The organism is Microbacterium mitrae, assembly GCF_008017445.1.
In the GTDB taxonomy this organism is placed as follows: Bacteria; Actinomycetota; Actinomycetes; order Actinomycetales; family Microbacteriaceae; genus Microbacterium; species Microbacterium mitrae.
Window position 1 is genome coordinate 60,532 of record NZ_VRSW01000005.1, and the last position, 19,592, is coordinate 80,123.

A 19,592-nucleotide genomic window follows, 5' to 3' on the forward strand; every position below is an offset into this window, starting at 1 on the left:
GACTAGTGTTCGTGGCTAGTCTGCGAGGGCGAGCGCGCGATACTGCTCGCGCGCGGCGCGCTGCGGAACCACGTTGCCGGTGGTGCGGCGGTAGAGCTCGTCGATGAGGGTGGTGGCGAGGCCAACGAGCTTGGCGATCTCGGCGTCGTCGCGGTCAACCCACTGACACTTTGGCTCGTCATGCAACGGTACGAAGTTGTCGTGTTCTTCCCACACAAACAGGGTGCGCTCGGCGCCCAGCACGTGCTGCTGCCACCAGATCTGGCGCAAATAGTTGCGCGGAATCGAGCGGAACGGCTTGTTGGTGGTCTTGATTTCGGCCAGCGTTACGCGGCCTTCGCCGTCTTGCTTGATGCCGTCGGGCGTCGCAAGGTGCCGCTTTTCAACCTCGGCGTGAAACAGCGCCGACGACGACACGATGCCGTGAGTGGCGGCCATCCAGCCGGCAATTTCGGGCTCGCGACGACGCCCGTGATCGGTGTAAGCATTGCCGCCAAACCGGGCACCGCCGCCGAGTTTTGCGGTGGCCGCCCGCTGAATCGAGGCGGCGGAGGTCAGCGTTGCGACATCGGTTGCGGTGATGCCGCGCGAGCGGGCCCGCACCCACGCCACCCGATCGCGGGAGTCCGCAACAATTCGGGCGGCAAGTTCGGGAGTCACCCTTCGAGGCTACGCCTGTTTGCGCTCGAGGCTGGCGTTGTGTGCGTGGGTCGCGTGAACCACGCGCTCGATTTGGCGTGACCGAATCGGTGGGCTATTCTGGGGGAAGCCAAAGACCGTCGGTCATTGTCATGTTCGCGTGACAATCGAAGCACTGCATCGCAGAGGCCCACGCAGGTGACACGAATTATCTTCTGAAGATTTTGCTCCGTGCGCTTGCGCCGGAGCTTTTTTGTTGCGTGAGGTCAAGGCAGACACCCCGCACCCGCGAGGTGTTATGTACACATCAAGGAGTGACCATGGCGCAGAAGGATGCATCGGTCGTTGAGCTCACGAAGAACTTCGAGAACTCCAACGCCGTCCTGCTGACCGAGTACCGCGGTCTGACGGTAGCCCAGCTCAAGCAGCTGCGTACGGCTATCCGCCAGGACGCTGAGTACGCCGTGGTGAAGAACACGCTGACCAAGATTGCTGCCAACAAGGCAGGAATCACGGCGCTTGACGACGACCTCAAGGGTCCGTCGGCAATCGCATTCGTGCACGGTGACTTCGTCGCCACCGCGAAGGCTCTGCGTGACTTTGCCAAGGCAAACCCGCTTCTCGTGATCAAGGGCGGCGTGTTCGAGGGCAACGCTCTCACCGCTGACGAGGTCAACAAGTACGCCTCGCTCGAGAGCCGTGAGGTTCTGCTGGCGAAGGCTGCGGGCATGATGAAGGCCACGATGGGCAAGGCAGCTGCCACCATCGACGCTCTTCGCGAAAAGCTGGAGTCGGCCGAAGCTGCGTAAGCAGCCCCCGATTCTTCGACAAAAACATATATCTAGGAGATAAACCATGGCTAAGCTCACCACTGAGGAGCTGCTCGAGCAGTTCGCCGGCCTGACGCTCGTTGAACTGAGCGAGTTCGTCAAGGCTTTCGAAGAGAAGTTTGACGTTACCGCTGCAGCTCCGGTTGCTGTTGCAGGCGCTGCTGGCGCTGGCGCTGCTGAGGCTGAAGAAGAGAAGGACTCGTTCGACGTCGTTCTCGAGGCAGCTGGCGACAAGAAGATCCAGGTCATCAAGGTCGTTCGCGAGCTCACCTCGCTCGGCCTCGGCGAGGCTAAGGCTGTCGTCGACGGTGCACCCAAGGCTGTTCTTGAGGGCGCAAACAAGGAGACGGCCGAGAAGGCTAAGGCAGCTCTCGAAGAGGCTGGTGCAACGGTTTCCGTTAAGTAATTACGCTTTAGCGTTTCGCACAGGGCTCCGGGTTTTCCCGGGGCCCTGTGTTCGTTTGTGAGACGTTTCGCGCAGGCGACTGTTTCCGTGGATCTGTGGTTCCGTGGTTCCGTCCCCGCGGTTCTGCAGGAGGCGCGCCTGTTGTGGCTCCACCGGCGCCGCGACCCGGTGCTTCGTGGTTCCGGTCCCAAATGTCGGACCGGCGCCGTGTGCTGAGCCCGTAGCGCCGCGGATTTCGGTGTGTCGGCGCGGACGCTCCGACATTTGGGAACCCCGCGACCGTACTTTGCGTGGTTCGACGCTTTGCGTGGTTCCGCAGGCGGCGTGCCCCGGCCGATCGTGGTTCCGGTCCCAAATGTCGGACCGGTGCCGTCGGCAATGCCCTGGGCGCTGTGGTTGTCGGCGTGTCGTGCCGAGTGCTCCGACATTTGGGAACGTCCGACACGCCCTGCGGACCCACGGAACCTCAGAACCTCAGAATCCCCGAACCACAAAACCTCGGAACCACAGAGCTGCGGAACGCCGGAACGACGGAACCACGGAACCAGACCCACAGACCCACGGAACCAGGGTCAGAGGCGGGCGGGCTCGGGCGGTGGGGCAGTGGAGCTGCGGATGACCATTGTGGCGGGCGCCCACACGCGCTCGGGCGTGCTGCGCGGCTTGGCGATCAGGCGGGAGAGGAGTTCGACGGCCGTCTCGCCCTGCTCGCGCGGGCTTTGGCGCAGCGTTGTGAGGGAGAACATCTCGGCGTGCGTGTGGTCGTCAATGCCGATGACGCTGAGGTCGTTCGGCACCCCGATTCCCTGGCGGCGGGCCGCAATAATCGCGCCGATCGCGACCTCGTCACACACCGCGACGATGGCGGTCGGTCGGGCGTGGCTACCGCTGAGAAAATCGACCGCCACGGCGTAGCCGTCAGGCATGTCAACGTCGCAGGGTATGTGCTGTACAAATTCGGCGAGCCCCGCCTCGGTCATGGCGGTTCGATAACCGCCCACGCGCCGGGCGTCACCAAAGCTGTGATCGGAGTCTTCTGGCGCGCCGCCGAGAAAGACGATGTTGGAGTGTCCGAGCGCAATGAGGTGCTGTGTTGCCCTGAGCGCGGCTTCAAAGTCGTCGATCGACACGGCGCTGGTGCCAGCGTCATAACTGCCAATGGTGACCAACGGCTTGCCGATCGTGGTGATGCGGTCCAGCTCGCGTGTTGATGGTTCCAGACCGACGGTGATGAGGCCGTCGAAGCGGCGACGCCCAAGGTAGGTGTCAAACATTCGTTGGCGGTTGGCGGAGCCGGGCTCGGCGGAGAACAGGGCGCAGTCCAGATCGCGGGCGATCAGCGCGTTTTGGATGCCGTCAACCACTTCGCCGAAGTACCAGCGGGTGACGTGTGGAACAATCACGCCGATCGTTTGGGTCTTGCCGGTTGCGAGAGAAACGGCGTGGGTTGATGGCACGTATCCCAGCGTGTTTGCGGCATCGCGCACGCGCTGCCGCGTGGCGTCAGACACGTATCCGCTGCCCGTGAGCGCGCGCGAGGCGGTGGACTTGGATACTCCGGCTCTCCGAGCAACGTCTGCAATTCCGCTCATTCCGGCTCCTCCTCTCGAACGTGATTTCCAGCATAGGTGAATCACAGCCGAAATGGAACCGGTTCCACATTGACGAGTCGGGGTCGGCTTGAGCATCCTGGTCGTGAGAGCGCTCCCAAACGCGTTTCACAGAGGTTATCGAGTCGTAATACACCAAAGTCTTGTGCTCAAGCCGAAGTATCAATAGATTCTGCTGGAAGCGGTTCCTCATTCGGAACCGGGAGCGCAAGGAAGGGCTCCTCGCGCTAGAAAGGAGTGTCGACATGGGTGTTCCACGCCGACGTCGTGTGCTGGTTGGCTTTGCTGTCGCTGGCATCGCTGCATTAACTCTCGCCGGATGCGCCGAGTCGGAAGACGGTGGCGCTGCACCGGGCGATGGCTCCTCGCTCGAGGGCGAGACGGTCAAGATCTCCGGCGGCATCACCGGAACCGAAGCAGAAGCGCTGAATGACTCGTTCCTGCAGTTTGAAAAAGACACCGGCATCTCGGTGGAATACACCGGTGACAAGGGCTTCGAAGGCAACATCGTCACCAAGGTTGACGGTGGCTCCGCCCCCGACATCGCGATCGTTCCCCAGCCTGGTCTGATGAACACGCTCATCGCGACGGGTGAGGCAAAGCCCGCCCCCGAAGCCGTTGAGGCGCTCGTTGACGAGAACTGGTCAGCAGACTGGAAGGGCTACGGAACGGTCGACGGCACGTTCTACGCGGCACCGATGCTTGCGAACGTGAAGGGCTACGTTTTCTACTCGCCGAAGCAGTTCGAGGAGTGGGGTGTTGAAGTTCCCAAGACGTGGGATGAAATGCTCACGCTTACCAAGACGATCCAGGAGACCACGGGGGACGCACCGTGGTGTGCGGGCTTCGCCTCCGATGCCGCTTCAGGCTGGCCCGGAACCGACTGGGTTGAAGACCTCGTTTTGCGTCAGTCTGGCGCCGATGTCTACGACCAGTGGATCGCCGGCGACGTCAAGTTCACCGACCCGGAGATCGAGAGTGCCTTCGACGCCGTTGGTGAGATTCTCTTGAACCCCGACTACGTCAACGCCGGTTTTGGTGATGTGAAGAGCATCAACACCACCGCGTTTGCAGACGTTGCAGCCAAGCTGGCAGACGGAACCTGTGCGCTGACGCACCAGGGATCGTTCCTTACGGCAAACCTGCTGACGACCAAGACCGCGGATGGCGAGACGCCCGAGATCGCACCGGACGGCGACGTCTACGCGTTCATCATGCCCGGCATGACCGAGGGCGAGCTGCAGGTTGAGGTTGGTGGCGAGTTCGTCGTTGGCTTCAGCGATGACGCTGCCACGCAGGCTGTGCTGGAGTTCATGGCGAGCAAGGAGTTCGCTGACGCTCGCGTTGAGCTTGGTGGCGCCATGTCGGCCAACAAGAACGCCGACCCGTCGCTGGCTTCGAGCGAGTTCTTGACCGAGGCAATGATGGTGCTGCAGGACGACACGACGGTTGTTCGTTTTGACGCCTCCGACCTCATGCCGACCACGGTTGGTTCCGGATCATTCTGGAAGGGAATGGTCAGCTGGATCGACGGCAAGAGCACGCCGGACGTGCTTAGCGATATTCAGGCTGGTTACGAGAACTAGTCTGGTCTCGTCAGACAACGTGAGGGGTCGAGGCCCAGCGCCCCGGCCCCTCACGTGACCCTGGCGGACTTTGAGTTCACTGTCGCACTCAGAAGGAGGTCTTCATGTCCCATAGCGTTGCTACCGAAGCACAAGCGAAATCTGGTGGGTACAACCCCAAGGTGACGACGCTCGGCGTGGTCGGTGGGATCATTCTCATCGTCGGCTTGATCGTCGCGCTCGTCTTCAGCACCCCGAACCCGGATGCCAATCCGCGGTCGCTGGGTTTCTCGCTCAACTCGTTCTTCCAGTGGCTGGGCAATCTCGGCCCGCTCGTGCAGATCCCCATTGTGGTCTTGGTCTTCGCGGCGGTCGTTGGTCTGATCCTGCTGTTGGTGGAGTACGCGCCTCGCCGCGGTCCGGTGTACTTCTGGATCCGCCTCATCGCGTGCTTCGTGATTCCGCTGATCGCCTTCATGTTGCTGCGTCCGTATGCGAACGCGCTGCTGTACGTCGTCGCGATCGCACTCGCCAGCGGTGGCTTGCTGTTCTTCGCAGACCTTCGCGCTCGCGAAGGTTCCGGCTACCTGTTCCAGCTGGTGCTCTTCATGGCCCCAGCGACCATTCTTCTGGCCCTCGGCCTGATCTACCCAGCGATCTCCACGGTCGTGCAGTCATTCTTCGACAAGACGGGTGACAACTTCGTCGGGCTCGAGAATTACCACTGGGTGCTTACCAACCCAGAGGGCACCTGGTCGATCATCAACACGTTGATTTGGGCGCTGCTGGCACCAACGATTTCTACCGCGATTGGTCTCGCGTACGCGGTCTTTATTGACCGCGCTCGTGGCGAGAAGGTGCTCAAGGTTCTCGTCTTCATGCCGGTCGCCATCTCGTTCGTGGGCGCCGGTATCATCTGGAAGTTCATGTACGACGTTCGCGAGGGCGAGCAGATCGGTCTGTTGAACGCGATCGTGACTGCCTTCGGCGGCGACCCGGTCAGCTGGCTCGATGCACGCCCCATTTGGAACACGCTGTTCCTGCTGATCGTGTTCATCTGGACCCAAACCGGCTTCGCGATGGTGATTCTGTCGGCCGCCATCAAGGCGGTTCCCACCGAGCAAACCGAGGCCGCTGGTCTCGACGGCGCAAACTCGTGGCAGCGCTTCGTCAATGTCACCGTGCCAGGCATTCGCGGCTCGCTGATCGTCGTGCTCACCACCATCACCATCATGTCGCTCAAGGTTTACGACATCGTCGCGGTGATGACCGGTGGCCGCGCAGACACCACCGTGTTGGGCTTTGAGATGGTGAACCAGCAGCAACGATTCCAGAGCTACGGCCACTCGTCGGCGCTTGCGGTCGTGCTGTTCATATTCGTGCTGCCGTTGATCATCTTCAACGCCAGACAGCTTGCGAAGCAGAGGGAGATCCGCTGATGAGCGAAACAACGGCCATCGTCATGGATCAGCGCAATGCGCGCCAGATTGAGCGTGAAACGCGCCGCAACGAGAAGACCGCTCACAAGCGGTTGACCTCGAAGGGTGCCACGATTGCGGCAGCAATTATCGCAATCTTCTGGAGCATCCCCACCTTCGGACTGTTGGTGACCTCGTTCCGTCCGGGTGCTGATTCGTCGAGCACGGGTTGGTGGACAGTCTTCGTCAACCCGTCGTTCACGCTGGACAACTACTTCCAGGCGCTGACGGCAGGCGGAACCTCGTTGACGTTGGGGGAGTCGTTCATCAACTCCCTCGCGATCTCGATTCCGGCGACCATCATTCCGATCGTTGTCGCATCGCTTGCGGCATACGCCTTCGCGTGGATTCCGTTCAAGGGTCGCAACGGCCTGTTCATCTTTGTCTTCGCGCTGCAAATCGTGCCGATTCAGATGGCCCTGGTTCCGTTGCTGTCGATGTTCTCTCGCGGACTCACGATCAACGACGTGACGATCTTCCCGGGTCTAGCGCTTCGCGATGCTGATCACAGCTTCGCGACGGTGTGGATCGCTCACGCGATTTTCGCACTGCCGCTGGCCATCTTCATGCTCCACAACTTCATTTCGGAAATTCCGAACGAGGTTATTGAGGCAGCACGTGTGGATGGTGCCGGCCACGGCCAGGTGTTCTTCCGCATCATCCTGCCGCTGGCGATGCCGGCTATCGCATCGTTCGGTATTTTCCAGTTCTTGTGGGTCTGGAACGACCTGCTGGTCGCGACAATATTCGCGCCAGATACGTCGCTACCACTAACGCAGACGTTGAACTCGCTCTCCGGCAGTTGGGGCGACCAATGGTTCCTGCAGTCGGCGGGTGCGTTCATCGCGATCATCGTTCCGCTGATTGTGTTCTTCGCTCTGCAACGCTTCTTCGTTCGCGGCCTGCTCGCAGGCGCGACGAAGGGGTAGGGGGAAAACGGGGGAAGGGGGCTCGTGACATTGTCACGGGCCCCCTGAATTTTTGGCGGGCGGCTTTAGCCGGAGCAGCCAAACCGACTCTGCAGCGACTGCATGGCAGAAATCTCGCTGGTCTGGGTGGCCGCCATTTTTCCGGCCAGATCCAGCACGTTTGCGTTGGAGCCGAGCTCTTCAATCGCATCAACCATGTCGATCGCACCCTCGTGGTGGCGGATCATCAGCTCAAGAAACTGGCAGTCGGCGGCCGTTCCGCTTGCTGCAGCGAGTTGCTTCAGCTGCTCGTCGGTCGCCATGCCCATCTGGGCGTTGAGCTCCTCCGGGGTGAGTGCCGGGTCGCCGTGGCCGCTGTGCTCACTGCTGCTTGCCATCCACCGCATCGCGGGGGCGGAACCATACGCCGGCAGGTTCCAGTCGATGAGCCACTGCTGCATCTGGCCCAGCTGCGCCGACTGCGCCGTCGCGATGTCGTACGCGATCGCACGCAGGTCTGCATCTTGCGTCTTCGGGTAGATGATCATCGCCATCTCCACCGCCTGCTGGTGGTGGCTCTGCATGTCGCGGGCGAAGCCGGCTTCTGCCGAAGAGTCAAGCGGAACCTGGGCTGCGGGTGTCGAGTCAAAGGCACTGAAGCGGCCGATAGCGAAGGCCGCCGCCGCGATCGTCGCCACAGCGACCGTGACCGCGAGCACCTTTTGCCAGCGCGGCATCGGAGGTTCCGCGGGCAGGGTCGACGAATCGATTGCGTCAGCCGACATTATTCGGGCCAACCGCCATTCGGTTCTACGCACAGGGCGCCGGGCTCCGGCACCTGGTTGCTGCGCCAGTAGTTTGTGAAGAAGTCGGTGACGCGCTCGTCGTCGACCGAGTCCAGCTTGAGCTGCGCGTTCCAAGCGCTCATCGTGATGGGAGTATCCATGCCCTCGTAGGGGCTGAGAATCGCGTAGGTGTCGGGCGTCATGCTCTTAAGCTTCTGCACGTCTTCATCGGTCACCTGTGCGGGGTCATAGGTCACCCAGACGGCGCCGTGCTCCATGCTGTGCACGGCGTTCTCGTCACGCACGGGCTCTTCGTACACGGCACAGGTCAACCACCGGTAAGAGTGCGGACCGCCAGCCGGCGGGGATTGTTCGTAGTCCACCGGATCTTCGGTGTGCAGGGTCTGGTGCTCGAAGGTCTCGACGCCCTCGATGGTCATCGAGCCGTTGGCCGATTCATAGCTCACCGGGCGCGGCGTCATAATGTACGAAGCCACCACGAGGCCAACGACCGCGATCACGCCGACGCCGCTGAGCACCCAGGCGAGCGTCTTATTGCGCTTGCGGCGGGCGATGTTGCGCTGATACTCGGCGAGCTTCGCCTGTCGTTCTTCCTGGCGCTGCTGCTTCTGCGAGGCGGCATTCATCGTGCCGTTGTTCTTAGCGGGGTTTCCGCTTTTTCGAGGAGGCGTCGAGCTCATGTCGTCATCGTATGCGAGTGGATGAAAACATCACTGTGAAAAGGCACAGACCTGGCCGCGGCAGAGCCCGCGGTAACGGGCTGTGGTATTGCTCTCGACCGCACGGGATGTGGCGATCGATCCGACGCCCACCCGCCAGCGCCAGGCGTTTCGCTCGGCTGCCCGCAGGAGTAACATAGTACCGCCCAGCGCCGAATCGTTTCGAAACTAGATAAGCCGAAAGCCATCGTGAGCACCCCCACCTCTGCCGCATTCCCAGAAGACCCAAGACACCCAGTTAACCCAGACCACCGCGATACCCGCGACGCCTCCGGCAACCCGGTTTCAGGTTCCGCCGCACGGCAGGCCGACGAACCCTTTGACGCCGCCACCCGCGCTGGCGCGGCAACGCACACCGGGTCAATTGTGGTTCCCACCAGCACGGGCGCCATCCGCTCGCTCGGCGCAAACCCCGCCACGGCGCCGATCATGTTGCACCCCGGCGACGCGCTGTCGTCGCGGCGCCGCGTGCTCTACGTGATTCTGCTCGGTGCGCTCACCGCTCTCGGGCCGTTCACCGTTGACCTGTACTTGCCGGCCTTCCCGGTGCTCGAAGAGTACTTTGCGACCTCGCCGTCGGCGATCCAGTTGACCCTGACCGGAACCATGCTGGGCTTCGGGCTCGGGCAGATCATTGTCGGGCCGCTGACCGACAAGATCGGCCGGCGCATTCCGCTCCTGGTCGCAACGTCGCTCCATATTCTCGCGAGTTTGGTCGCCGCTATCGCACCGACGCTGGAGATTCTGGCTGGCGCCCGCGTGGTGCAGGGCATGGGCGCGGCGGCCGGCAGCGTGGTCGCGATGGCGATTGTGCGCGACCTCTTTGGCGGCAAACGCCTTGTTGTGATGCTGTCACGCCTGGCGCTGGTGATGGGTGTGGCACCCGTCGTGGCGCCGCTGATCGGCTCGTGGTTGCTCGAACACATGGACTGGCGCGGCATCTTCTGGGTGCTGATGGGCTACGGCCTCTTCATGGTCATCTGCTCAATCTTCTTCCTGCCAGAGACCCTGCCGAAGGAACGTCGCCACGACAAGGGCAACGAGACCGTGTGGCGCCGATACCGCAATGTGCTCAGCGACCGCGTCTATGTCGGCGTGCTCATTATCGGCGGCATGACCTTCTCCGGACTGTTCAGCTATCTCAGCGCATCGAGCTTCCTCTTTCAGGTGACCTACGACTTCACCGCGGTGCAGTATGGTCTGCTGTTCGCCGCGAACTCGATCGGCCTCATCACCGGCAACCAGGTCTCCGCGCGGCTTGCGGCGCGCTTCGGCCCGCAGTGGGTGCTGGCCTGGTCGACGGTAGCGCTACTGCTGGCTGGCGTCGCCATTCTCATCACCGACGCGCTGGATCTCGGGCTCTGGGGCACCGTGGTTCCGCTCTTCGTCTTCATGACGGCGTGCGGCTTTACCTTCCCCTGCGTTCAGGTGCTGGCACTTGACCGTCACGGCAGCGCCGCCGGAACCGCGGCCTCCCTGCTCGGTGCCAGCAACAACGCGGTCGCCGCCCTGATTTCACCCCTCGTTGGCCTGATTTCGGCGGGCTCCGGTATCACGGCGACCACCATGGCTGTCGTGATGGTGGGGTGTGCGGCCATCGGCATCATTTCGCTGTGGACCCTGGTGCGCCCCCGCACCGTCGGGCTACTCAACCCTTAAGACGCGGCTGCGCCGAGCGGAACCACGGGGCGCGGGTCGCCGGAGGCGCCGCGGGGTGCCGGCGGATGGGGTGCGGGCGACCGCGGAAGAACGGACCGCGGAACAACGCCGCGGTGGGGTGCCAGCGGCCGCGGAACAACGCCGCGCGGCGGTTCTGCAGGATCGCTCGCGAATTTTGGGCCGAAAAGTGCCTCACCTGTCACTTCAGTAACACCAGCCCCAACGGATCCTGCAGAACCATGACGAGCGTCGCGGAAACTCGTGTAAGCAAGGAGAGCGCGCGTACCGCAAATTCCGGCGAATGCAGGGGGAAGAGTCGGAGAAGGTCGGGCGGAACCACGGGTTTCGTTGCGCGGCGGCGTGCGAATCGGGGCGCTCGCGGCACAATGGTCGAATGAAACGGACGCGGGCACTGACCATCTCACTGTGGGGCGTCGCGCTGATTCTGGTGGGCGTGCTGATTGGCGTTGTGGTCACCGCAATTGGCCCGGTCAACGCGCTGGATCGCGGGTGGATGGCGCTCATGGTCGAGGCGCGCGTTGATCCGATGGTGGCGGTGGGTCGCTTCTTCGACTGGCTGGGCGGCGGATGGCGCGCAACGCTGCTGGTTCCGGGAATTGTCGTTGCGGCGCTGGCGCTGCTCCGCCGGCCGTGGGGGATCGCTTTCTTCGCGTCGTCGGCGCTGCTCTCCGTGATTCTCGTGCAACTTCTCAAATCGATATTTGCGCGGGCTCGGCCAGAAGACATGCTCGTGGTGAGTGACTTCGGCTCGTTTCCCTCCGGGCACGCAGCAAATGCCGCCACCGTCATGGTGGTGCTGATTGTGCTGCTGCGAAACCCGGTCATGACGATCATCGGCGTGGTGTGGATCATCGCGATGGCCTGGTCGCGCACGTATCTGGGCGCGCACTGGCTCACCGATACGATTGCAGGAATTGCGATCGGAACCGGTGCCGCGTTGGTGATGCTTGGTGTGTTTTCTGCGCAGCTGGAAAAGGAGAATGATGCCCGCCACCCTGCGACGGTATGAGCCCCACGACGCCGATGCCCTCACGCGCATCTGCCTGCTGACGGGCTCCTCTGGCCTCGATGCGACCGGCCGGTACAGCGACGATCGCGTGTTGGGTGACATTTACGCGGTGCCGTACGCGGTGCGCGATCCGCACTGGGCGTGGGTTGTTGACGATGGCGAGGGCGCCAAGGGATATCTGGTGGCGACCCCCGACACCACGGCATTTGAGGAGTGGTTTATCACCTCATGGTGGCCCGAGCGCGACGCGGCCTATCGTGCCGACGCGAATGCTGAGACGCTCGCCCTCATCGACGGGGTGGCGCGCCGCCGCGAAGATGCCGCCCGCTATGCCGATACCTACCCCGCGCACCTGCACATCAACCTGCTGGACGATCTGCGTGGCGGCGGGTGGGGGCGCACCCTGATCGAAACCCTCACCGCGCAGCTGCGCGAGCACGGCGTGCCCGGCGTTCACCTGGTGGCATCACTCGACAATGAGAACGCCCAACGGTTCTACGAGAAGCTGGGCTTCGAGCGCCTTGACGCGGGCGACGCGGCCGCCTACGGCATGCGACTCGACTAGCGCCAGTTCTGGTTCCGGCGCACGCTACCGCGGCACTGGTTCCGCCGCCCCAATCACCTCACTCGTTCCGCCGCCGCCCCAGCAGGCATCCCACACCTGCCCGCCGCAGGCTCCCCGCTCACACGACGAGCTTGCCGTCCCGCAGGCGCAGGGTGCGGTCAACGAGCCCCGCGGGAGGGGCGACGTGGGAGATGAGCACCACGGTGCGGCCATCGACACCGGCCGCCGTGAGCAGGTCGGTGAGGAGGGCGTCGGAGGTGTCACCGTCGACGCCCGCGGTGGGCTCATCCAGAATCAGCACGTCGAACCCGCGCAGCAGCGCCCGCGCGAGCGCAATGCGCTGCGCTTGTCCGCCAGACACCAGCGCGCCGCGTTCGCCCACGCGGGCATCCAAGCCGCCGCGCTCTCGCGCCCACGCGGCCAGGCCCACACGATCGAGCACGGCGAACAGCTCGGCGTCGGTGGCATCATCTTTCGCGAACAGCAGGTTCTGGCGAAGGTCTTCGTCAAACAGGTAGGGGCGCTGCTCGCACAGTCCGATGCGAGTGCGCACCGCCACCGGCGATAGGTCAGACGCCGCATCGCCACCAATCGTGAAGGTGCCCCGCACCGCCAAGAACCGCGTCAGCGCATATGCCAACGTCGACTTGCCCGTTCCGCTTGAGCCGGTGATCAGCACGCGCTCACCGGGGGCGATATCAAAGTTTGCGCCGTGCAATACGTCGGGCCCACCTGGCCAGGAGATATTGACCTCCCGCATGTGGATGGCCGTTCCGGAGGGCGCGGCGCCATCGGTATCAACGACGACGCCCGCGGGAATCTGCTCGGGCACCACCGTGGCGATGCGCTCGGCACTTGCCCGCACGATTCGCCAGGCGCTGGCGGCTGCCGGAACCGTTGCAAACACATCAAAGACGGCCATCGGCACGAGCACGGTGACGGCAAACCACGCCGGATCGAGCGTTCCGGCAATCACGGCGGGGGAGCCAACGGCCAGCGCCAGAATCGATGCCAGCCCGGCGGCGAGTGACACCATGGCCGATGACAACCCTTGCGCGCTCGTCGCCCGCGTGAGGGCTGAGCGGAGCGCCGCGTCGGCGGCGAACACATCGTTTCGCACCTGTGGCTCGGTGCCGTAGGCGGTGAGCACATCGAAGCCCTGCACGTACGCCGTCACCGTTTGCGACAGGTGTGCGCGGGCACCGGCGATGGCACGTTCCGACCGCCCGCCGGCCAGCCAGCCGAGCGTGACCGCGGCGACCGTGGCTACGGCCAACGAAACAAACAGCGTGAGGCCTGCTAGCGGCCAAATGATCGTCACCACGACGACCGCACCCAGTGACACGCTGGCACCAACGACCAGGGGCTGCACGACGCGCAATGAGAGATTCTGCAGCTCATCCACATCGTCGACGAGCGTCGCGAGAACGCCGGATTGATCGGTACGCCCCAACCCGGCGGGGGAGAGCGGGGTGAGCCGTCGCACAATATCGGCGCGGCTCTTCGCGAGCTGCCCGAAGGCGGCGTCATGCCCGGACAGACGCTCCAAATAACGGAACACCGCACGCGAAGTGGCAAAAAAACGCACGCCAACGATCGCCACATTGAGATACACGAGCGAATTGACGATCGCGGCCGACACGATCAGCCAGCCGCTCACCGTCAGCAGGGCAACGGCGGCCGATGCCGAAAGGAAGCCCCAAAACAGGGCGAGGGCAAACTTCTTGCGACTCGGCATCGCTGCGCGCAGCACCTCGCGAGTGGTCATGCGGGCACCTCCGCCATCACAACGACCGCGTCGGCAAGCTCAAACGCCGACGGGCGGTGCGAGATCAGCAGCACCGCGGCACCCTCATCGGCGACCTGGCGAAGCCCTGCCCACAGCGCGGCTTCGGCCTCGGCATCGAGTGCGCTCGAGGGCTCATCCAGCGCGATGACCGACGCAGCACCCACTCGCCACCGATACAGCGCGCGGGCCACGGCGACGCGCTGCGCTTGGCCGCCGGAGAGGCCGGAACCATCGGCTGCGATGGGCGTACTCGTCGCGATCTCCGCGGCTCCTGCCGTACGCAACGCCCACGCCGTGAGCGCATCGTCCGGCGACGAACCAAGCGTCACATTGGAACCAACGGTGCCGGCAAACAGCATCGGCGACTGCCCGGCCCACGCGAGCCAAGATGACGGGTCAAGCTCTGCCGTAGAAACCCCACCAAACACGCTCGTACCGGTGAAGGGCGCAGCACCGCGGAGCGCGGCGAAAACACTGGACTTACCTGCCCCGCTCGGCCCGCCCAACGCGGTGATGGTTCCGGGCGTCGCCACCAAAGACACCGGCGCAAGCTCCCGCTCGCCGCGGATCACCCGCACGTCTCGCAGCACCAATTCGCCGCCGGGCAGGGCGACCCTGCGCGGCGGGGCAGACTCGTCGTCATCGAGCAGATCGAGCACATCACGCGTCGCCTGAACGCCCTCGGTCGCGGCGTGAAACTGGGCTCCCACTTGTCGCAGCGGCAAGAAGGCGTCGGGAGCGAGCAAGAGCACGAACAGGCCGACGCTGAGGTCAAGGTCTCCGGTGAGCAGTCGCAGACCGACGGAGACGGCGATCAGCGCGACGGCAAGAGACGACAGCAATTCAAGGGCAAAGCCGGAGAGAAACGTCACCCGCAGGACCTTCATTGTCGCCACGCGGTATTCGTCGCTCGAGCGCTCAACGGAGGTCGCCGCGCGTTCGGCACGACCGAAAATTCGCAGCGTCGCCAGGCCCTGCACGGTATCGGAGAACCGCACGGCCAGACGCTGCAGCGTGCTCCACTGCTTCTCTTGCACGGTGCGGGTCGCCAGGCCGATCAAGATCATGAACACCGGAATGAGTGGCAACGTCACAATCAGCGTGATGCCGGTGGGGAGATCGCTCGCCCACATCACCGCCACCAGGGTGGGCGTGGTCACAACGGTCGCGAAGAGTTGGGGCAGAAACCGGCCAAAGTACGCGTCGAGAGCGCCAAGACCGCGCGTGGCGGTGAGGGTGAGTTTCGCCGAGTTTTGTGAGGCGAGCCACGCGGAACCACGTGCTGAGATCGCGGTGATCAGTGCAGTGCGCAGTTGGGAGCCGACTCCCGCCGCGGCTCGCGCGCTTACCCGCTCAGTTGCCCACACCATTGCGGCCCGCACCACGACGACAACCACGAGCTGCCACAGCACCAAGCCGATGGTTCCGGTGCCGTCTACCGCGTCCACGATGCCGTCGGTGATGAGCCACGCGAAGGCAATGATGGCGACGGTGTTGATGAAGGAGATCACGGCCTGAGCGGCGAAGAACCCGCGGACGCTGCGTGCGTGGCGCAGCAGCCGCGGGTCAACGGGCCCGGAGCGGGCTTTCGTGCTGATGATGAAACCTCAGTGCGGGTGGCGCACTCCGCCTATGCGGTGACCTTCTCGTCGGGGGTGGTGTCGCTGGCCTGGTGGGGCGCCGCCTCAATCGAGGCACGCGTGACGCGCTTGCGGAAGACCCAGTACGTCCAGCCCTGGTACAGCAGCACGAGCGGCAGGGCGATGAGGGCAAGCCAACTCATGATGCCCAGCGTGTAGTCAGAGCTCGATGCGTTGTAAATGTTGAGGCTGAACGCCGGGTCAGTGGTGGAGGGCATGACGTTCGGGAAGAGCGAAGCGAACAGCGCGATCACGGCGAACGCGACCGTGAGTGCGCCACCGGTGAAGGCCCACCCTTCGCGGCCGCGCCAGTTGGCCACGACCGAGCCGATGAGCGATACCGCGGCGAGAGCGGCGAAGATCAGGCCAGCGACCGAGAAGTTCGCGACGATCGTCCACACCAAGAAGGTTGCGGCCACGACCACGGTGACAAGCCCGGCCTTCAGCGCCAGCTTGCGAGCGTTTTCACGCAGTTCGCCGTCGGTCTTGAGTGCGACAAAGGTGACGCCGTGTACGAAGAACAACAGCAGGGTGGTGAGACCGCCGAGCAGGCCGTACGGGTTCAGCAGCGTGAACAGGGTGCCCGTGAAGTGGTGGTTTTCATCCAGCGGAACACCCTGCACGATGTTTGCGAAGGCCACGCCCCACAGCAGCGCGGGCACGGCAGAGCCGATGATGATCATCCAGTCGAAGCGGTTGCGCCATGCCGAATCGGGCCGCTGGTGCCGGTACTCAAACGACACGCCACGCAGAATGAGCGCCAGCAGAATCAACAGCAACGGCAGGTAGAAGCCACTGAAGAGGGTGGCGTACCACTCGGGGAACGACGCAAACAGGCAGGCGCCGGCAACGATCACCCACGTCTCGTTGAGGTCCCATACCGGGCCGATGGTGTTGATGATCTGTCGACGTGAGACATCGTCTTTGCCCAGGAAGGGCAACGACATGCCGACGCCGAAGTCGAAACCGTCCAGAACGAAGTAGCCAACGAAGAGGAAGGCGACGATCCAGAACCACAGGGTGTTGAGATCCATGATGTCCCTCTCTTAGTAGACGACCGAGGCAGGCTTGTCGTCGACGCCCACCTGTTCCGTGTCGTCGGGGCCCTTTTGTGCCGTGCGGATGATGAGACGGAACTCGACGAAGGCGAGTGCCGCGTAGATGGCGGTGAAGGCGATCAGCGAGGTGAGCACCTCACCGCCGGAGACGTCGGGGCTGACTCCGTCACGCGTGGTCATGAGACCAAACACGATCCACGGTTGGCGGCCCATCTCGGTGAAGATCCACCCGACGATGGAGGCCAGCAGGCTCAGCGGGTACGACCAGATCGCAATCTTCCACATCCACTTCGCGACCGGCTTCTTCGCCTTCTTACGCGTAACCCACAGGCCGGCAACGGCGATGAGGCAGTGCACCAGACCCAGGCCGATCATCCAGCGAAACGCCCAGTAGGTGATCCACAGGGTCGGGGTGAAGTCATCGATTCCCATTCCGGCATATGTCACCGCGTACTCCGCGTTTAGATCATTGATGCCGTGCACGCAGCCGTCGAAAGTGTGATTTGACAGCAGGGAGAGCAGGTACGGCACGCGAATGGAGAACAGCTCGGTCTTGCCGTCGGGCGTTCCGAGCGTGAACAACGAGAACGAGGCGTCGGGCCCGCACACCGTATTGAAGGTCGCTTCTGCCGCCGCCATCTTCATGGGCTGCGTGGCGTACATGGCGAGGCTCAGCTGGTCACCGGTGATGACCACGCCGATCGTCGAAGCGATCATGAACCACAGGCCAAACCGCAATGCCGTGCGCATGGAGTCGAGGTGCTGGCCACGTGAGACGTGCCATGCCGCGACGGAGATGATGACGCCGGCGGCAAACATGAAGGCCGCGAAGATGGTGTGCGGGAAGGCGGCGAGTGCGACCGGGTTGGTCATCAGCGCGCCGAAGTCGACGAGCTCAGCGCGCCCCTTGTCGGCGTTGAGCTCGAAGCCGACGGGATTTTGCATGAAGGCGTTCGCGGCGATGATGAAGTACGCCGAGATGATCGATCCGAACGCGGTTGCCCAGATGGTGAGGAGGTGAATCTTGGCCGGGAGTTTGTTCCAACCGAAAATCCACAGTCCGATGAATGTCGCCTCGAAGAAGAAGGCGATCAGACCTTCAAAGGCCAGCGGAGCGCCGAAGATATCGCCCACAAAGCGCGAGTAGTCCGACCAGTTCATGCCGAACTGAAACTCCTGCACGATGCCGGTGACGACGCCCATGGCGAAGTTGATCAAGAAGATCTTGCCGAAGAATCGCGTCAAGTGCAGGTAGTGAATCTTGCCGGTTCGTACCCACGCGGTTTGGAAGATGGCGACCGCCAAAACCATGCCGATGGTGAGGGGAACAAACAGGTAGTGATAGACGGTCGTCAACCCGAATTGCCATCGGGCGAGAGCCAGTGGGTCAAGCAGATCCATGGGGGCCTCCGAGAGCGCGTGGCATCGATCTGTCACGCATAGCTCAACCGTACGACGCGGGTTTCAAACCCGCACCCCCGATGGCCGTGAATAAAAAGCTACGTTGCGGCGGAACCACGGCGCAGCTGAATCACGCAGTCCTGCGGATTGCAGGCGGGGCGGAGGCCGTCAACGTTGAGGGGTCCGCCAGCCTGGGTGACGATGGCCTGCAATAGCGTGACGTGAACGGCGCACCGGGTTGTTGGCGCGTCATCGGCCTGCCCAAGGTGCGCGCACGGGGAGAGGTCGATGGTGAGGTCTGTCGGGTCGACGATCGGGTCAAAGCCGGAGTCGATGAGGTTTTCGACAAGCGCGTCGATCTGGTGCAACTCGTCGTCGTTGAGGTCGCCGTTGTCGGTGTCGGGCAAGACCCGTCGCATCAGGTCACCGCGCTCGGCAGCCTCCTGCACCTTGCGCTGGGCCACCGGGCTCATGGCCTCTTCGTCGCCGGTGGCGGCGCTGTACAGCGTGCGTGGCCGCCCCCGTGTTTCGCGACGCTCGGTTTGCGAGACGATATAGCCGTCATCGCTCAGTCGCTGCAAGTGTTCGCGCACCGTATTGGGGTGGAGCCCGGTGGACTCTACTAACTCGTCAATGGTGCGCAAGGGTCGGGTCTGAAGCAGGTGCAAAATCTGGACTCGCGACTCACTCGAGATCGCGCTGTAGCCAGGATGTGACGAGGCCATACTTCTATTATCGGCAATGTCTGAGAGCGCAGCCGAGTTTGGCACTATTCGCGGAACGCCCCGCGCACAATCCCGGAAGAGAGCGCAATGCCCGTTGCACACCCCGAGTCGATCGGGATCATCGGCGCAGGCAAGCTCGGGCGAACCCTCGCGAGCCTCTCGCTCGCCGCCGGATTTTCAGTGCTGCTTCATGGTTCCGGCCCTCGTGCCCGCACTGCGCGAATCATTGAAACCTTCGCTCCCGGCGCGGTCGCGGCGACGCTCGACGAGGTGGTGGCCGCCGACATTGTGGTGCTCGCGATTGGGTTGAGCGATGCCGAAGAGCTCGACTCGGCGTTGTTCCACGGCGTTGTGGTGGATCCGATGAATTATTGGGAAGAGGCCGACGGGCCGCGCCCTGATTTTGATGATGCGGCAATGCCGACGAGCGTGCTGGTGAAGCGCTGGCTGCCCGGCGCGAGCGTTGTGAAGGCGTTCAACCACGTCGCATACAGAGACCTCGCGGGCGGATCTCGCCGTGCGGGTGACCCCCATCGGTGGGGCATTGCGGTCGTCGCCGACGATACCCGGTCCGCTGCCATTGTTGCCGCGTGGGTTGATGCGTTGGGGTTTGATCCTGTCGTTATCGAAGACTTGGCGTCGACGTATGCGCTGCAGCCAGGGCAGGCGCTGTTTGGGGCGACGCTGTCGAGTGCTGAGCTGCGCCGTCAGCTGGGCTGAGCGGTCTGGCTCATGGGCTGCGCGGTTCGGCTCACCCCACCGCG

General features: G+C 63.4%; 18 protein-coding genes. 9 read left to right on the top strand and 9 right to left on the bottom strand.

Translation table 11 applies throughout. The features are described from left to right. Positions 1 to 15 precede the first annotated feature (15 nt). Complete coding sequence (locus FVP60_RS12065; RefSeq protein WP_147826544.1) at positions 16 to 660, bottom strand: YqaJ viral recombinase family protein; 645 nt, start codon at positions 658 to 660, stop codon at positions 16 to 18. Between the two features lie 299 nt (positions 661 to 959). On the opposite strand from FVP60_RS12065, the gene rplJ reads away from it, so the two are divergent. Both rplJ and rplL read left to right on the top strand, forming a co-directional pair. Then, positions 960 to 1,448, top strand: coding sequence for a 50S ribosomal protein L10 (gene rplJ / locus FVP60_RS12070; RefSeq protein WP_147826545.1), 489 nt, complete (start codon positions 960 to 962; stop codon positions 1,446 to 1,448). A gap of 46 nt (positions 1,449 to 1,494) precedes the next feature. Next, positions 1,495 to 1,875: a 50S ribosomal protein L7/L12 gene (rplL, locus tag FVP60_RS12075; protein ID WP_147826546.1), complete on the top strand. Its 381-nt coding sequence runs from the start codon at positions 1,495 to 1,497 to the stop codon at positions 1,873 to 1,875. Positions 1,876 to 2,447: 572 nt separating this feature from the next. On the opposite strand, the gene FVP60_RS12080 is transcribed toward rplL, so the two are convergent. After that, positions 2,448 to 3,467, bottom strand: coding sequence for a LacI family DNA-binding transcriptional regulator (locus FVP60_RS12080; protein ID WP_147826547.1), 1,020 nt, complete (start codon positions 3,465 to 3,467; stop codon positions 2,448 to 2,450). A gap of 263 nt (positions 3,468 to 3,730) precedes the next feature. Here FVP60_RS12080 and FVP60_RS12085 point away from each other — a divergent pair, with 263 nt between their 5' ends. The 3 genes from FVP60_RS12085 to FVP60_RS12095 all read left to right on the top strand — a co-directional run bounded on the left by FVP60_RS12085 (position 3,731) and on the right by FVP60_RS12095 (position 7,457). After that, positions 3,731 to 5,071 carry an ABC transporter substrate-binding protein gene (locus FVP60_RS12085; RefSeq protein ID WP_147826548.1) on the top strand — a complete coding sequence of 447 codons (1,341 nt, stop codon included), beginning with the start codon at positions 3,731 to 3,733 and terminating at the stop codon, positions 5,069 to 5,071. A gap of 104 nt (positions 5,072 to 5,175) precedes the next feature. Continuing rightward, the gene (locus FVP60_RS12090) at positions 5,176 to 6,489 is read left to right on the top strand and encodes a carbohydrate ABC transporter permease (protein WP_147826549.1); all 1,314 of its coding nucleotides are present in this window, start codon (positions 5,176 to 5,178) and stop codon (positions 6,487 to 6,489) included. Continuing rightward, positions 6,489 to 7,457 carry a carbohydrate ABC transporter permease gene (locus tag FVP60_RS12095; RefSeq protein ID WP_147826550.1) on the top strand — a complete coding sequence of 323 codons (969 nt, stop codon included), beginning with the start codon at positions 6,489 to 6,491 and terminating at the stop codon, positions 7,455 to 7,457. The genes FVP60_RS12090 and FVP60_RS12095 overlap by 1 nt, the downstream gene beginning before the upstream one ends. A 65-nt stretch (positions 7,458 to 7,522) precedes the next feature. On the opposite strand, the gene FVP60_RS12100 is transcribed toward FVP60_RS12095, so the two are convergent. Continuing rightward, positions 7,523 to 8,221: a DUF305 domain-containing protein gene (locus tag FVP60_RS12100; RefSeq protein ID WP_187240670.1), complete on the bottom strand. Its 699-nt coding sequence runs from the start codon at positions 8,219 to 8,221 to the stop codon at positions 7,523 to 7,525. Further along, a complete protein-coding gene (locus tag FVP60_RS12105) occupies positions 8,221 to 8,922 on the bottom strand; it encodes a thioredoxin-like domain-containing protein (RefSeq protein WP_147826551.1) in 702 nt (233 codons plus the stop codon). The genes FVP60_RS12100 and FVP60_RS12105 overlap by 1 nt, the downstream gene beginning before the upstream one ends. A gap of 468 nt (positions 8,923 to 9,390) precedes the next feature. On the opposite strand from FVP60_RS12105, the gene FVP60_RS12110 reads away from it, so the two are divergent. From FVP60_RS12110 to FVP60_RS12120, 3 genes are all read left to right on the top strand, one after another. Continuing rightward, positions 9,391 to 10,620: a multidrug effflux MFS transporter gene (locus FVP60_RS12110; protein WP_147826599.1), complete on the top strand. Its 1,230-nt coding sequence runs from the start codon at positions 9,391 to 9,393 to the stop codon at positions 10,618 to 10,620. A 394-nt stretch (positions 10,621 to 11,014) separates the two neighbouring features. Then, positions 11,015 to 11,650 carry a phosphatase PAP2 family protein gene (locus FVP60_RS12115; protein WP_187240671.1) on the top strand — a complete coding sequence of 212 codons (636 nt, stop codon included), beginning with the start codon at positions 11,015 to 11,017 and terminating at the stop codon, positions 11,648 to 11,650. Next, a complete protein-coding gene (locus FVP60_RS12120) occupies positions 11,625 to 12,215 on the top strand; it encodes a GNAT family N-acetyltransferase (RefSeq protein WP_147826553.1) in 591 nt (196 codons plus the stop codon). The genes FVP60_RS12115 and FVP60_RS12120 overlap by 26 nt, the downstream gene beginning before the upstream one ends. A 118-nt stretch (positions 12,216 to 12,333) precedes the next feature. On the opposite strand, the gene cydC is transcribed toward FVP60_RS12120, so the two are convergent. The 5 genes from cydC to FVP60_RS12145 all read right to left on the bottom strand — a co-directional run bounded on the left by cydC (position 12,334) and on the right by FVP60_RS12145 (position 18,828). Next, complete coding sequence (gene cydC / locus FVP60_RS12125) at positions 12,334 to 13,983, bottom strand: thiol reductant ABC exporter subunit CydC (RefSeq protein WP_147826554.1); 1,650 nt, start codon at positions 13,981 to 13,983, stop codon at positions 12,334 to 12,336. Next, on the bottom strand, positions 13,980 to 15,515 hold the full coding sequence (gene cydD / locus FVP60_RS12130; protein WP_246132601.1) for a thiol reductant ABC exporter subunit CydD: 1,536 nt from the start codon (positions 15,513 to 15,515) through the stop codon (positions 13,980 to 13,982). Before cydD ends, cydC begins: the two co-directional genes overlap by 4 nt. Before the next feature lie 119 nt (positions 15,516 to 15,634). Continuing rightward, positions 15,635 to 16,678 carry a cytochrome d ubiquinol oxidase subunit II gene (gene cydB / locus FVP60_RS12135; protein WP_147826556.1) on the bottom strand — a complete coding sequence of 348 codons (1,044 nt, stop codon included), beginning with the start codon at positions 16,676 to 16,678 and terminating at the stop codon, positions 15,635 to 15,637. A gap of 12 nt (positions 16,679 to 16,690) precedes the next feature. Next, entirely contained in the window at positions 16,691 to 18,103 is a 1,413-nt protein-coding gene (locus FVP60_RS12140) for a cytochrome ubiquinol oxidase subunit I (protein WP_147826557.1), read from the bottom strand. A gap of 98 nt (positions 18,104 to 18,201) precedes the next feature. Then, positions 18,202 to 18,828: a helix-turn-helix transcriptional regulator gene (locus tag FVP60_RS12145; protein ID WP_147826558.1), complete on the bottom strand. Its 627-nt coding sequence runs from the start codon at positions 18,826 to 18,828 to the stop codon at positions 18,202 to 18,204. 87 nt (positions 18,829 to 18,915) lie between these two features. Between FVP60_RS12145 and FVP60_RS12150 the strand changes: the two genes are divergently transcribed. Then, the gene (locus tag FVP60_RS12150) at positions 18,916 to 19,548 is read left to right on the top strand and encodes an NADPH-dependent F420 reductase (RefSeq protein ID WP_147826559.1); all 633 of its coding nucleotides are present in this window, start codon (positions 18,916 to 18,918) and stop codon (positions 19,546 to 19,548) included. Positions 19,549 to 19,592 lie beyond the last annotated feature (44 nt).